Raw genomic sequence first — 13,510 nt, 5'->3', positions numbered from 1 at the left:
GAGTGATGTCAGTGACTGTCGTCATCGACCGTAGCACTGATGTCAGGGACTGTCATCGCGTAGGATCCGGCCATGGGTAGATGGGAGCCGAACACGCGGGAGCGCCTGGCGCGGGCGGCGCTGGAACTGTTCGGCGAGCGCGGCTACGAACAGACCACGGTGGCGGAGATCGCCCGGCGGGCCGGGCTCACCGAGCGCACCTACTTCCGGCACTACGCCGACAAGCGCGAGGTGCTGTTCGGCGGCTCGGAGGTGCTGCAGAAGGTGTTCACGACGGCGGTCGCCGAGGCGCCCCCGTCCGCCGCGCCTATCGACGTCGTGGCGGCGGGGCTGGAGGCGGTGGCGGCGGTGTTCCCGGAGCGCGAGCACTCCCGGCAGCGGCAGTCCGTCGTGGGCTCGCACCCGGAACTCCAGGAACGCGAACTGATCAAACTCGCCACGCTCTGCGCTGCGGTGACGGAAGCCCTGCGCGCCCGAGGCGTCCCGGACCCCGCCGCCGCCCTCGCCGCCGAGGCCGGGATCGCCGTCTTCAAGATCGGCTACGAACGCTGGATCGCCCCCGCCGAACAACGCGAACTGGCCGACCTGCTCCGCGAGTCACTGACCGAACTGAAGGCCGTGACGGCGGGGAGCCATGCCCTGCCGTGGTAGGGCCCCGCCGTCGTAGCGGTGCCTCCTGCTCCAGGATCACGGCGGGGAGTGGGCCTCCAGCACCTGGCTGCGCGGCAGGGACAGGCCGAAGTACCGTTCGATGACCCCCAGTGCGGTGCGGTGCACGTCGCGCCGAGGCATGTCGGCGTCCGGCAGGCCGGCAGCAGCCGGCATTTCCGCGATGCCGACCGCCACCTCGCGGTCGCCCTTCCCCCCGTCGTAGCCCCGTGATCCGTCCAGGTGGAGGTTGAAGGCGCACGCGAGGCGATCGTCATGGAGATAGGAGAACTGAGGCGGTACCGGCTTGCCGTTCTCCTCCTCGAATTCCAGCTCGAAGACGTGTGCGCCGCCCCGGGAGACCGGCGCCTGCGATCCGAACTCCGCCTGCCAGCCGCCGTACTTGACCACGAAGACCCACTCGCCGACCTCTCCATGACGCAGACCTATCGCGGGGCAGGGGCCCCAACTGTCGTCCTCCACGGCATCGATCAGCTCCTTGCCGGTGAGCCGGCCCAGGCTGCGGACCGTGCGCGCCGGGCCGAACACCGTCGCGGTGAGGCGGGAAACCAGCTCCTCGGCGTCCAGCCCCCGGGCGAGCACCACGCTGTAGCCGCCGAAGGCGATCGAATGAGGAGCGGCGAGCCATGCGATTCCGTCGGTCGTGGCGATCATCGTGGCGCACCCTTGCCGGGCGCGTCATGAGAATCCACCGCCGCCCTCCTCCGCGCCGGACGCCCTCGGCCGTGTCCCGGCGGCGGTCGCGAACGTCTTGTTCGTGGCCGAACGCCCACTGTGTGACCGATCGGAACTGATGTACAAGTGAGGGCTGTGCGGCAACCGGTCGGCCCGTGCCTGGGGAGGGCACAGCGGTCCGCCGAACCCTGCTCGTTTCGACCGATCGTTTCAGGGGGGCATCATGCGCATACGTTTACGTGCCTGGACTCTGGTGGGCGCGGGCCTGCTGGCCGTGGGCGCCGGTCCGGCGTACGGAGCCGGCGCACCGTCGGCCGAGCCGGCCGCCGGGTCCGCGCAGTACACCGTGCAGGACCTCGGCACCCTCGGCGGTACCCGCAGCGCGGCGACCGCCATCGACGGCCGTACGGTCGTCGGGAGTTCGCTGACGAGCGGCGACGCCTCCGAACACGCCTTCGCCTACGACCTGCGCAGACACACCATGACCGATATCGGCACGCTCGGCGACTCCAGCCGGGCGACCGGTGTGGAGGGGGACCACGTCGTCGGGGAGTCGGACCTCTCCGCCGGCGGACCGGCTCATGGATTCGTCTACGACCTCCGGACCCGCCGGCTCGTCGACATCGGCACTCTCGGCGGCAGCAGCACCGACATCACCGGCCTCGACGGTGACACCGTGGTGGGGACGTCGTCGCTCTCCGGTGACGCGGTCACCCACGCGTTCGCGTACAGCCTGCGCACCCGGACCATGACCGATCTCGGCAGCCTGGCCGGGCCGTCGGGCGACAGCACCGCCGCGGCCGTCAGCGGTGCGACCGTGGTGGGCGACTCCTCCCTGCCGGACACCCCTGCCGGCACGACGCACGGGTTCGCGTACGACCTGCGCACCCGGACGATGACCGACCTCGGCACCCTCGGCGGAAGCGCCAGCACGGCCAACGACATCAGCGGTTCCACCGTGGTCGGCCAGTCCCGGACGGCCGGCAACGGCCTCTCCGGATACGCCTACGACCTCCGTACCGGCATCCGCACGGACCTGGGGTTCCACTTCCTGATTGCTCAGCTGATCAGCGGGGACACCGTGGTCGGCGGCGACAGCCTGCTCTCCAGCTCGTACGACCTCAACACGCACACGATTGCCACGATCGGCCCCGGACGCGGTGTCACCGAAGTCAAGCAGATCAGAGGGCACGTCGTGGTCGGCGACAACTTCGCCCCCAACTCCTTCGCTTTCGTCGCCCGCGTCGACAACGGCGACTTCACCTACCTGGCCTCCCTCGGCGGCCGTAACTCCGCCGCGACGCAGGTCAACCGCAGCGGCGTCGTCGCAGGGAGTGCGGCACTCCCGCCCGCCGACCCGGTCTCGGTCAACGGGCCCTTCCACGCAGCCGTCTGGATACCGCACACGGTGGCGTAGGGGAGCGAGCCGGAGGTCTCCAAGGGCCGAGAGTGCCCGCCGGTGCGGCCACCGTGCCGACGGGCGCTCATGATCGGCCGGAGATACCATGTGAGCGCCTCTCGGGTCGGCCTCTCGTCACGCCGTACCGCCCCCGTACCCCCGGCGAACCGGCTAAGCCCGTTGTGTGAGCCCCGGTTAGACGGGACGGAGCGCCCCGGTGCGAGTTCCCGCCCGTCGGCGGACACCAGCCTTGCGGGGCGCCTGGCAGGAGGGGTACATCTCCGGACATCACACTCTCCGGGGGAGGAATCACTATGGCCGGCCCACAACAGACGCCCGCCGCCCGGGCCGTCCGGCTGATCTTCGAGTACGAGGGCGACTCGGTCCGCCTCGTCTCCCAGCAGCCGGTCGACGCGGTCATCAGCGGCTTCGACGCCCATCCCGAGGTACGTCCCGGCAATTTCGTCGAGACCCGGGACGAAAAGGGGCAGCGCCTGGCCCGCGTTCCCGCCCGCGGGGCCTTCCGGGAGAGCGCCGAGGTCTTCCCGGAGGACCACTCGCAGCCGATCACACGGGTCGACGTGGAGCCGCGCGGTGCCTTCACCGTGCTCCTGCCCGCACCGGAGGAGGCCGTCCAGGTCGCCGTGGTCCGCGCCGCACCCGCGGCCCCCGGGGCGCGGCTCGCGCCCGGCGGCGCGACGAGTCCGCCGCCCGGCGCCACGCAGGATGTCGACCTCGCCACCTTCCGGCTCGAGCGGTAGGGGGCCGGGATGACCACCTCGGACGGAACCGTCCAGGGCCGTACCCAGATCTTCGGATCCGCGCCGCGCAACCGGGCCTTCACCGTCGTACTGCTGGGCGACGGCTTCACCGCCGCGCAGCAGGCCGATTTCAACACCGCGTGCAAGGACTTCGTCAACGCACTGACCGCCACCGCGCCCTACGACGAACTCGCGCCGGCGATCAACATCTGGCGGGTCAACGTCACCTCCACCGACTCGGGCGCCGACGACCCGGCCGGCGCCGGCGGCACCGGCGCCACGGCCCGCACCTACTTCGACTCCACGTTCGGCGCGAACGGCATCCGGCGGCTGCTCGTGTGCAACAACTCGACGGTCCTGCAGACCGCCGCGGCCCAGGTGCCGGAGTTCTCCGCCGCCATCGTCGTGGTGAACTCCACCGTCTACGGCGGCAGCGGCGGCTCGGTCGGCACGTACTCCCTCGCGAGCGGCGCGACCGAGATCGCCATCCATGAGGCCGGGCACACGGCGTACGGGCTCGCGGACGAGTACCCGTACTACGCCGGCGGCAACGAGACCGGACACGACCACCATCCGGCCGGTGAGCCCTCCGAGCCGAACGTCACGCTGAACACCGACCGCACCACCCTGAAATGGGGTTGGGCGGTCGCCGCGAACACGGCCCTGCCCACGATGAGCAACCCGAACTGCGCGACCGTGGACTCACGGCCCAGCATGGTCCCCACCGGGACGGTCGGCACCTTCGAGGGCGCGCACTACTACCACTGCGGCGCCTACCGGCCCGAATACACCTGCAAGATGCGCGAGTTGGGCGTTCCCTTCTGCCGGGTGTGCCGGCAGGTGATCTGGAACCGGATCGGCCCGCTCGCGACCCTGCCCGCCCGCGACCGCACGCCGATCAGCGTCGTCGCCCGTTACCCCGAGCACCTCGACGTCTTCGCCGCGGCGGCGGACGGGCGCACCATGTCCAACTGGTGGGACGCGAGCAGCGGTTGGGCGGGGTGGTTCCAGATCTCCGGGGGCTTCGCCTCACCCGGCGGCACGGGCGCGCCGATCACCTCGGTCGCACGGTACGCCGGCCACCTGGACCTGTTCGTCGTCGGCACCGACAACCGGATCTGGAGCACCTGGTGGGACCAGTCGACCGGCTGGGCGAACTGGTTCCAGGTCGGCAGCCTGGTCGCGCGTCCCGGTTCCACGGTCAACGTCGTCAGCCGGTACGCCGACCACCTGGACCTGTTCACCACGGCGTCCGACGGCCGGACCATGTCCACCTGGTGGGACGCCCGTACCGGCTGGGCCTCCGACTGGTTCCAGATCGGCGGCGGTGTCGCGGCGAACGGTGCCACGGTCACGGCCGTGGCACGCTACCCCTTCCATCTCGACGTCTTCACGGTGGGCACGGACAACCGCGTCTACAGCGCCTGGTGGGACGAGCGCAGCGGCTGGTCGGCGTGGTTCCCGCTGCCGGGCGTCACCTGCCGGCCCGACTCCACCGTCACCGCGGTCGCCCGCCACCGTGACCATCTCGACCTGTTCACCACGGCGTCCGACGGCAGGATCATGTCGACATGGTGGGACGCGCGCGGTGCCTGGGCGGGCTGGTTCCAGGTGTCCGGGGGCGCCGCGTCGGCGGGCTCACCGGTCACGGCCGTGGTGCGGTACACGAACCACATGGACCTGTTCGTCGTCGGCACCGACAACCGGATCTACTCGACGTGGTGGCACGACACCACCGGTTGGGCCGCATGGTTCAACGTGTCCGGCGGTCTCGCCAAGCCCGGCAGCCAGATCGCCGCACTGACCCGGATCACCGAACATCTGGACCTGTTCGCGGTCGGCACGGACGGCACCGTCCACAGCACATGGTGGGACGCGACGGGCGGCTGGGCCGGATGGTTCCAGCTCGGCATCACCTGACCGCCCCCTCGGCGGTCAGCCCAGGCAGATGACGAGCAGGCAGAGCTCCGAGGGCGCGGTCGCGGTCGGCGCGGGGCTCGCCGTCGATGTCGATGTGCCGGTGCCGGTGCCGGTGCCGGTGCCGGTGGCGGCGGTGGCAGTGGGCGTGGCCGTCGGCTGCGACTGCGCGGCGGTGGTGGCGGACGTGGTGGTGGCGGACTGCGGCTGGGCTGCGGACGTCGCCGTGGGCCGCGCCGAGGCACCGGTGTTCTGCCGGGGTGTCGAAGTGACCCGGGGCGTGCCGGCGGTCTGCTCGTGCGGGGCGTTCACCGCGGCCGTCCGTGCGGCGGGCGTGGCGTCGGGGGCCCGGTGCCGGCCGGTCGGAGTCGACACCGCCAGGGTGGGCTCGGTGGCCTGTTCGCCCGCCACCCCCATGGTCGTGTTGTCCGGGGCCGTGGCCGCCTGGGCCCGGTCCGTGGACTGCCGGCCCAGCGAGGCGACGGTCAGACCGCCGCCGACCAGGGCGACCGCGGTGGCCACCACGGCCCGGCGCTGGTTCTTCTTCCAGCGGGCCCGCTGGCGGCGCCGGGCCGCCCGGCCGAGCGGCGACGCCGACGCGGCGGTGTCCGGGCCGTCGTAGGGGTCCTCGGCGTGCTCTTCGGCGTACACGTCCGGTTCGTCGTGCCATGCGTTGTCGGCCGGGGCCTGCCAGGCCGTCGCACCGGTCGTCACGGGGGCCGCGGTGGCGCGGGGCGCGATGTCCGGGGCGTAGGCGCCGCATCCGGGGCACGCCAGGGCGCCGTTGAGGTGCCGACGGCACGAGGAGCAGTAGTCCATCCGCGGTCTTCCTGACTCGACTGCGCCAGCGGCAACATGAGCCGTGGCCTGTTTTCGTTCGCACGTGGCATCGAACGGCCAGAACGGTAGCGAGCCTTTGGCCAGGCAGTGTGCAGTCTGTGTGTCGCTTCTGCACAGATGCCGTCTCCGGCACTCCACGGACACGGATCTCCCCTTCGGGGACGGCTCCAGGTGTCGACGGCGCTCCGGTCGGCTCGGACGCGGTGGCCCGGCTCTACGGCACGGAAGCTCCCGGCACGATCGGCTGCTGTCGGCCCGGGCACGGTCACCGGGCCGGGACCGGTGGGGCTGCTCCGGAATGGGGCCGGCCGCAGACGACCGCCACCTGCGCCACGTCGTGTCCCGGCTCGTCGTCCTGCCCAACGCGCGGTGGTCCCTGGCCGACGAGTACGACCTCGTGAAGTCCGAGCCGGCCGAGCAGTGGCACCATTTCGCCGACGTGATCCGCGCGTACGCCCGCCGCACGGCTGGGGCAACCTCTCCGCGCAGGAACTGGTCCGCCGGTTCGGGGAGGCGACCGTGCGGCGCGGCTATGTCACACACGGCGAGTGCCACCTCGCCGCCGCCGACGTCCTGTGGTGGTCGAATGGCGGAACGCTCCACGGCGAGAGCCCCGCGCGTATCGCCTTCCTGCGCGGTGTCCTGGAGGAGACGCCCGCCGCCGGCATCACCCCGTTGCCGGGCAGCTCAGAACCGCCTCCGCACCTCCTCCGCACGCCTGACGGGGCTGCCGGAAGCATCGCCTCCGGCAGCCTCCTACGGTGTGCCGTGGCCCGGTCACGGCTGGACGGGCATGCTCCAGCAGTTGGAGGTGGCCGCCTTGCCCGCGAGGCGGTCGGTCAGCCAGCCGATGGCGTCGCCCTGGTCGGTGAGCAGCGGGGCGAAGTGGTTCAGGAGCGCGCTTCCGACATTGGGCAGGACGACGGGCTTGTACGTGACGTCGCCTCCCTTGCGGCACCAGTCGACGGCGAGCTGTCGTGCCTGGGCGTGCGGAACGAGGTTGTCGCTGACGCCCGTTGCCAGGCGGACCGGCCCGGACGGCTTGAGGGTGCCGATGCGCTGGCTGTCCAGGAACGACTGCAGCGCGGGTGTGGCGGCGATGATGTCGCTGATGGACCGGCCGTCGGTCGTCCACTTGGTGCTCTTCGCGTACCCGTAGCCGAAGAGCGCGTCTCCGACACACATGGTCGACAGGTCGGCGAGGGCGGCCTTCCCGGCGGCGTTGAGATGTGCCTCGGCGATGGGCTTGAGCGAAGGGTCGGACTGCAGGAAGCCGTTGAGCGACCAGCCCAGCGCGCCGGCCAGTTCGCTGCCGTCGATGGCCTTGGTCACCGAGGTCAGATCGGCGGGCGGCGCGCCCGCGTAGGTTCCGGAGAGGGTGACGTCGGGGGCGTACGACGCCTGCAGTTCGGCCGCGGCGGCGGTCGCTCCACCACCCTGGCTGTAGCCGAAAAGCCCCACGGGGGACGCGTTGGTGACGGAGGCTCCGTCGACCGCGCGGGCGGCGCGGACGGCGTCCAGCACCGCGTGTCCCTCGTCGACGCGGTTGACGTAGGTGTGCAGCCGGTCGGTCGCGCCGAGCCCGACGTAGTCCGTGACGACCACCGCGACGCCCTTCGCGAGGAGGCGGTAGATCGCCAGATCCTCGTAACCGAAGGACACCGTCTGGCTGTTGACGGTCAGCGGGTGTTCCAGACCGAGGGACGCGGCGCACTGGTCGCCTTGTCCCATGGTGCCGGGGGCCAGCGCCACCAGCGGCCGGGGACCGTCGCCGTGCCACGCGGCGGTCGGTTCGATGTAGGCGCCGGTGACGGCCACCGGCTGACCATTGGAATCGGTGGACTTGTACATCAGGCGGGTCGCGCTGCCGGGCAGCGGCCCGTCCAGGCCGGGCAGGCTGAGGGCGAGCGGGAGGGGCTCGCTGCGGATCAGGGTGCCGTTCGCCGTGGGCAGGCCGGCGGGCGGGTCGTAGAACGCGGGGATGGTGACGCCTCGGGAGACGACCTCGTCCGCCGCCGTGGCGACGGTGCTTGCGAGGGCCTGGGCGCCGAGGCAGGCGGCAGCGGTGACTGCTGCTGCGAGCAGCCGTCTGCGTGCGGGCATGGCGAACCTCCTGTGATGCGGCCGGCAGTGAGGTGCACAGGTGAATGCGGCGGGAGAGCGCGGCCGTCCCGGGCCGGCTCATGCCGCTGGGGGGTGGTTCGCCAGAACCTTACGCGTCAGTAAGTTACTCGTGATAGCAGCACGTAGGTTACGGTTCGGTAATTTGACAGTTCGTCTAACTGGGGATGGGTGGCTGCGACTTGGCCCCTGCCGTGGTGTCTGACCTGCGTGTCCCCTGCGCTTAATATTTCATTGACCGATCGGTACAATGAACGTAACATGAGGTGCCCGGGGGAGAGGGGAGCATCTCATTGACCGTCACGGCCGGAGCCTCGGGGATGGGCCGTGCTGCCGCCCGGTTGTTCGCGGCCCACGGCGCGCACGTCGTCGTCGTGGACGTCGACGCCGCCCGGACCGAGGAGACGGTCGCCGAACTGGTCGGCGCGGGAGGCTCGGGCGAGGCGCACGTCGTCGACCTGAGCGACCGGCCGGCGGTCGAGGCGTTCCTCGACTCGGTCATCGCCCAACACGACGTCCTGGACGTGCTGTTCAATCACGTCGGTGTGACAGGACCGCGCGCGCTCGACTTCGACACCGCCGACTGGGACACCTGCATGACGCTCAACGTCTGGGTGCCGACCGTGATGACCCAGCGGCTGCTGCCCCTGCTGCGCAGGTCGCGGTCGGCGTCGGTGGTCTTCACGGCGTCCACGGCCGGCCTGGTCGAGGTGCCCGACCTGCCGGTCTACTCGGCGACCAAGGGTGCCGTCATCCAGTTCATGAAGTCGGTCGCCCTGCTGCTCGCGCCCGAGGGCATCCGCGCGAACGCGATCTGCCCGGGAGGCACCGACACGGCGGGCATGCGGGCGGCCTTCCAGGAGGGCGCCATCGACGCCTCGCTGAACGCCATCGCCGCGAAGGTCCCGCTCGGCCGGGTCGGGGTCCCCGACGACGTCGCGAGGATGGCGCTGTTCCTCGCCTCGGACGCGGCGAGCTGTCTGACCGGCACGGTGATCCCGGTCGACGGCGGGGTCACGGCCACCGCACGGACGTAGCGGCCGACGTCCGGCGGTGACGGGCGCGTCACGACCGACGGGCCGGGCGCCGGCCCTCGCGGGGGACGGCCGCCGACAAGCCATGCGTGTAGTCGTGTACAGGCACGGTGAGCACCTCGTCGGTCGTGCCGCGCCCCACCGGCCGGTCGAGCACCTGGGCCTGTATCGACACGTCGAGCGCGGAGGCCGCCTCGTCCCGGACGAGGACCTTCGGGCGGGATACCAGGGCGCGGGCGACGGCCACCCGCTGCCGCCGCCTGCCCCACAGGGCGCTCTGTGTCGAACGTGGCGGTCACGCCTGGGGTGCGTGTGCCAGGTAGGCCAGCACGGCCAGGACCCGGCGGTGACCGCTGTCGCTCGGCGGCAGGCCCAGCTTCAGGAAGACGTTTCCGATGTGCTTGTGGACCGCGCGCTCGGTGACGACCAGGGTCCTGGCGATGGTCGCGTTGTCATGCCCCTCCGCCATCAGCTTCAGCACCTCCCGCTCGCGCGGGGTGAGCGAGTCCAGCGGCGAGTCCTTCCGGCGGGTGAGGAGCTCGGTGACCACCTCGGGGTCGAGCGCGGTGCCGCCCGCCGCGACCCGCTCCAGCGCGTCGAGGAACTCGTCGACCCGGCCCACCCGGTCCTTGAGCAGATAGCCGATCCCGTGGGTGCCGCCGCCCAGCAACTCTGCGGCGTACGACTCCTCGACGTACTGCGAGAGCACCAGCACCGGCAGCCCGGGGATCCGCTCGCGCGCCTCCAGCGCCGCCCGCAGCCCCTCGTCACGGAAGGAGGGCGGCATCCGGACGTCGAGCACGGCCACGTCCGGGCGGTGCGCCAGCAGCGCGGGCACGACCTCGGGGCCGCTGCCCGCCACGGCCACGACCTCGTGCCCGGCCGAGGTCAGCAACAGGACCAGTCCCTCCCGCAGCAGGGCGTTGTCCTCGGCGATCACCACACGCACGGCAGCTCCACTTCGATCATGGTCGGGCCCCCGACGGGGCTGGACATCCGCACGGTTCCGTCGAGCGCGGCGACCCGGCGCCGCATACCGAGCAGCCCCGAGCCGCCCGACTCGTCGGCACCGCCACAGCCCTCGTCCCGGACCCGGACCCGCAGGCCGCGCCGGGCCCGGACGAGGTGTACCTCGGCGCGGGTGACCCCGCTGTACTTGGCGACATTGGTGAGTGCCTCGGCCACCACGAAGTAGGCCGCCGCCTCCACCGCCGCGGGCGCCCGTATCCCCTGGTCCAGGCCGCCGTCGTCCAGGGCGACCTCCAGCCCGCTGCTCGCCGCCAGCGCGCGCACCGCACCGGTGAGCCCGCGGTCGGTCAGGATCGGCGGATGGATGCCGCGGACGACGTGCCGCAGTTCCGTCAGCGCCTTCTCGGCCTGCGCCTGGGCCTCGTCCAGCAGTCTCAGGGCAGTCTGGTGATCACGGCCGTAGGCGCGCTTGGCGAGCCCGATGCGCATGGACAGTGCCACGAGCTGGGCTTGTGCCCCGTCGTGCAGATCGCGTTCGATACGGCGCAGTTCGGCGCCGTGGGCGGTGATCGCGTCGGCCCTCGTCTGCGCCAGCCTCTCGACCCGGGCCGTGAGCTGCGCCTGCGGGGACGGCTTGAGCAGGGCGGTCGACCAGTCGGCCTCCAGGTCGGCGAGCCGCACGATCAGCGGCAGGACGACCGCCTCGCGGCGCAGCAGCCCGCACCACACGCCGTCGACGACCAGTCCCAGTGGCCACAGCGGCAGGGCGAGGGCGAGCAGGGCGCCGTAGAACCAGTAGGCGACCATCCAGCGCAGATCGCTGCGCGTGCCGGGGTCGCGTACCGACCGGACGATCCGCTCGCGCATGGTGCCGGCCAGCGGCTGGTACACCTCGGGGATCTTCACGCCGGTCCACGCGGCGGTCAGGCTCCGCTTGGCCCCCGCGATCCGCCGGATCAGCAGGACCGTCTCGGGCAGCAGCCAGGCACCGACGACGGCCACCGTGCCGACCGCGGTGATCAGCAGCACGGTGATGAAGATCCATGAGCCGAAGGCCATCGCCGCGGCCGCGAAGAGGTGGACCGTGGCCCATGCCGCGCGGCGCACCGTTTTCCACATGGGGAGGACGGTAGTGGGTTTGCTTGAGTTAGGCAATTATTAGCCCGGGTGCTGCCCGTCCCACCACCACGAAAGGGTCAGCCATGCGAGGGAACCTCGAAGTCCAGTCGGCGCCGTCCCGCACCGGCGGCCGGGACGTGCTGATCGTCGGACACGACGCCACGGAGACCGATCTGCTCACCACGACGCTGGAGCTGGCCGGCTACCGCGTCGCGGGCACGGCGGGAACCGGCTTCGAGGGGATCGAGCAGCTCACCCGCCGGCCGTTCGACCTGGTGGTCTGGGACGCCACGCTGCCGGATCTCAAGGAAGTGGCCCGGGGCCGTCGTATCCCGCCCGAGGACCGGCCGCCGCTGCTCTATCTGATCACCTGCGAATACCTCCACACCCTCCTGCCCGTGCTCGGTCGCGGCCGCGAGGACTATGTCACCAAGCCGGTCCGGGCCGCCGAGGTCCTGGCGCGTGCGCAGATCCTGTTGCGAGGCCGGCACTCCGCGGGTGAGGCGGGGGAGGCCGTCTACGGCGACCTGGTGCTGGACGCGGTCGGTTGCCAGGCCCGGCGCGGTTCCAGGGCGCTCCGTCTGTCCCCGGCCGAGTACCGGCTGCTGCGCCATCTGCTCGCCAACGCCGAGCGTGTGCTGTCCAAGGAGCAGATCAGCCGGCACGTGTGGGGCGAGTTCCGGGCGAGCGAGGCCATCGAGAAACTCGTCTCCCGGCTGCGTCTGAAGGTGGACCGGGAAGAACCCGCCCTGATCCATACACACCGGGGCTTCGGATACCGGCTCGGGCGGACCCGCCACTGAGGGCGCGGGCCGTACGGTCGTGACCGGTCGGCGGGTCGGATGGCGGGTCGGTCGTGACCGGTCGGCGGGTCGGATGGCGGGTCGGTCGTGACCGGTCGGCGGGTCGGCGGGCGGGTCGGTCGTGACCGGTCGTCGGGGCGGACGGCGAGTCGGCCGTGATCAGCCGGTGTGACTGCCGTCACGTCCGGAAGTTGTCCGGAAGCGGTCCGGCGGCTGTCAGCCAGGCGGGTTTGCATGCCGGTACGACGACCGTGGCCACCGCACCCGAACCGGGCGAGCCACCCGGTCAGGCCCGCGAGCCCCGGGCCGACGGCACGGTCGAGGGACGGCACTTCACCGAGGAGCAGGGCATGACGACCGTAGGAATAGTCACCGGAGCCGGACGCGGCATGGGAGAGGCCTGTGCCCGGCGGCTCGCCGACACCGTGGACGTGCTGCTGCTCGTCGACCGGGATGCGGCGGGCGTGGCGGCGGTGGCGAAGGACCTCAACGACGCGGCAGGCCGGGCGCACGCCGAGTCGTTCGGCGTCGACATCACCGATCGCGAGGGCCTGGCCGGGCTCGCCGGCCGGGTGGCCGAGCTCGGCACGCTGCGCTCCGTCGCCCACGCGGCCGGCATCTCGCCCACCATGGCCGACTGGCGGCGCATCTTCGAGGTGGACCTCATCGGCACCGCCCTGCTGGCCGAGGCGCTGCGCCCGCTGGCCGTCCAGGGCACCGCACATGTGTACTTCTCCTCGATGTCACCCTTGCTCGCACGGGTCGACAACCCCGATCCGGCCATCGGGGCGATCCTGGACGAGCCGCTGCGGGAGGACTTCCTCGACCGCATCCGCGACGCCGTCGGGCCGGAGATCGAGCAGTCCAACCTGGCCTACCCGTGGGCCAAGCACGGTGTGGCCCGGTTCGCGCGGCGGGAGGCGGTGCGGCTCGGACCGGTCGGAGCACGCGTGTGCTCGCTGGCACCGGGCATCATCGACACCCCGCAGGGCCGACAGGAGGCGGCCAAGCAGACGTCGATGCAGCGGATGATCGACGCGACACCGCTCGGCCGGACCGGCCGCTCGGAGGAGATCGCCGAGGTCGTGGCCTTCATGCTCTCGGACGGCGCGAGCTTCCTGAACGGCGTCGACATCCTCGTCGACGGCGGGGTCTACGCGGCCGTCCGCGACAGGTGACGGCGTACCGAACCCCCTCAACTCC

The 13,510-nt window shown here is 71.8% G+C and carries 13 protein-coding genes; 7 read left to right on the top strand and 6 right to left on the bottom strand.

Annotation, left to right across the window (positions count from 1 at the left end; all coding sequences use genetic code 11):
* The first annotated feature begins 72 nt into the window (after positions 1-72).
* Positions 73-651, top strand: a complete 579-nt coding sequence (locus ACIRR9_RS35505; RefSeq protein ID WP_403760577.1) for a TetR/AcrR family transcriptional regulator — start codon at positions 73-75, stop codon at positions 649-651.
* Positions 652-687: 36 nt separating this feature from the next.
* Here ACIRR9_RS35505 and ACIRR9_RS35500 read toward each other — a convergent pair whose 3' ends face one another.
* Positions 688-1,323, bottom strand: a complete 636-nt coding sequence (locus tag ACIRR9_RS35500) for a DUF6461 domain-containing protein (protein WP_403760574.1) — start codon at positions 1,321-1,323, stop codon at positions 688-690.
* 244 nt (positions 1,324-1,567) lie between these two features.
* Here ACIRR9_RS35500 and ACIRR9_RS35495 point away from each other — a divergent pair, with 244 nt between their 5' ends.
* The 3 genes from ACIRR9_RS35495 to ACIRR9_RS35485 all read left to right on the top strand — a co-directional run bounded on the left by ACIRR9_RS35495 (position 1,568) and on the right by ACIRR9_RS35485 (position 5,424).
* Positions 1,568-2,761 (top strand): hypothetical protein, encoded by a 1,194-nt coding sequence (locus ACIRR9_RS35495; protein ID WP_403760572.1) that lies wholly within the window; start codon positions 1,568-1,570, stop codon positions 2,759-2,761.
* Positions 2,762-3,057: 296 nt separating this feature from the next.
* Entirely contained in the window at positions 3,058-3,504 is a 447-nt protein-coding gene (locus tag ACIRR9_RS35490; protein ID WP_403760569.1) for a hypothetical protein, read from the top strand.
* Between the two features lie 9 nt (positions 3,505-3,513).
* Positions 3,514-5,424, top strand: a complete 1,911-nt coding sequence (locus tag ACIRR9_RS35485) for a M64 family metallopeptidase (RefSeq protein WP_403760566.1) — start codon at positions 3,514-3,516, stop codon at positions 5,422-5,424.
* A 15-nt stretch (positions 5,425-5,439) separates the two neighbouring features.
* Here the strand turns inward: ACIRR9_RS35485 and ACIRR9_RS35480 are convergent, their stop codons facing one another.
* Together ACIRR9_RS35480 and ACIRR9_RS35475 are read right to left on the bottom strand one after the other, a co-directional pair.
* Complete coding sequence (locus tag ACIRR9_RS35480; protein ID WP_403760563.1) at positions 5,440-6,240, bottom strand: hypothetical protein; 801 nt, start codon at positions 6,238-6,240, stop codon at positions 5,440-5,442.
* Positions 6,241-7,038: 798 nt separating this feature from the next.
* Entirely contained in the window at positions 7,039-8,364 is a 1,326-nt protein-coding gene (locus ACIRR9_RS35475) for a lipase family protein (RefSeq protein WP_403760560.1), read from the bottom strand.
* 311 nt (positions 8,365-8,675) lie between these two features.
* Between ACIRR9_RS35475 and ACIRR9_RS35470 the strand changes: the two genes are divergently transcribed.
* A complete protein-coding gene (locus ACIRR9_RS35470; protein ID WP_403760557.1) occupies positions 8,676-9,419 on the top strand; it encodes an SDR family NAD(P)-dependent oxidoreductase in 744 nt (247 codons plus the stop codon).
* A 28-nt stretch (positions 9,420-9,447) separates the two neighbouring features.
* Here ACIRR9_RS35470 and ACIRR9_RS35465 read toward each other — a convergent pair whose 3' ends face one another.
* From ACIRR9_RS35465 to ACIRR9_RS35455, 3 genes are read right to left on the bottom strand one after another with little or no spacing between them, the layout of a single operon-like run.
* A complete protein-coding gene (locus ACIRR9_RS35465) occupies positions 9,448-9,663 on the bottom strand; it encodes a hypothetical protein (RefSeq protein ID WP_403760554.1) in 216 nt (71 codons plus the stop codon).
* A 48-nt stretch (positions 9,664-9,711) separates the two neighbouring features.
* Complete coding sequence (locus ACIRR9_RS35460) at positions 9,712-10,365, bottom strand: response regulator (RefSeq protein WP_403760552.1); 654 nt, start codon at positions 10,363-10,365, stop codon at positions 9,712-9,714.
* A complete protein-coding gene (locus ACIRR9_RS35455) occupies positions 10,353-11,504 on the bottom strand; it encodes a histidine kinase (RefSeq protein WP_403760550.1) in 1,152 nt (383 codons plus the stop codon). The genes ACIRR9_RS35460 and ACIRR9_RS35455 overlap by 13 nt, the downstream gene beginning before the upstream one ends.
* An 83-nt stretch (positions 11,505-11,587) precedes the next feature.
* On the opposite strand from ACIRR9_RS35455, the gene ACIRR9_RS35450 reads away from it, so the two are divergent.
* Together ACIRR9_RS35450 and ACIRR9_RS35445 are read left to right on the top strand one after the other, a co-directional pair.
* Positions 11,588-12,307: a response regulator transcription factor gene (locus tag ACIRR9_RS35450; RefSeq protein WP_403760547.1), complete on the top strand. Its 720-nt coding sequence runs from the start codon at positions 11,588-11,590 to the stop codon at positions 12,305-12,307.
* Positions 12,308-12,558: 251 nt separating this feature from the next.
* Positions 12,559-13,485 (top strand): SDR family oxidoreductase, encoded by a 927-nt coding sequence (locus ACIRR9_RS35445; RefSeq protein ID WP_403760544.1) that lies wholly within the window; start codon positions 12,559-12,561, stop codon positions 13,483-13,485.
* Positions 13,486-13,510: the final 25 nt, after the last annotated feature.

Origin of the sequence: Streptomyces sp. NPDC101234 (assembly GCF_044767525.1) — a bacterium.
GTDB lineage: Bacteria > Actinomycetota > Actinomycetes > Streptomycetales > Streptomycetaceae > Streptomyces > Streptomyces sasae.
This window is presented reverse-complemented; position numbering and strand designations above follow the sequence as displayed.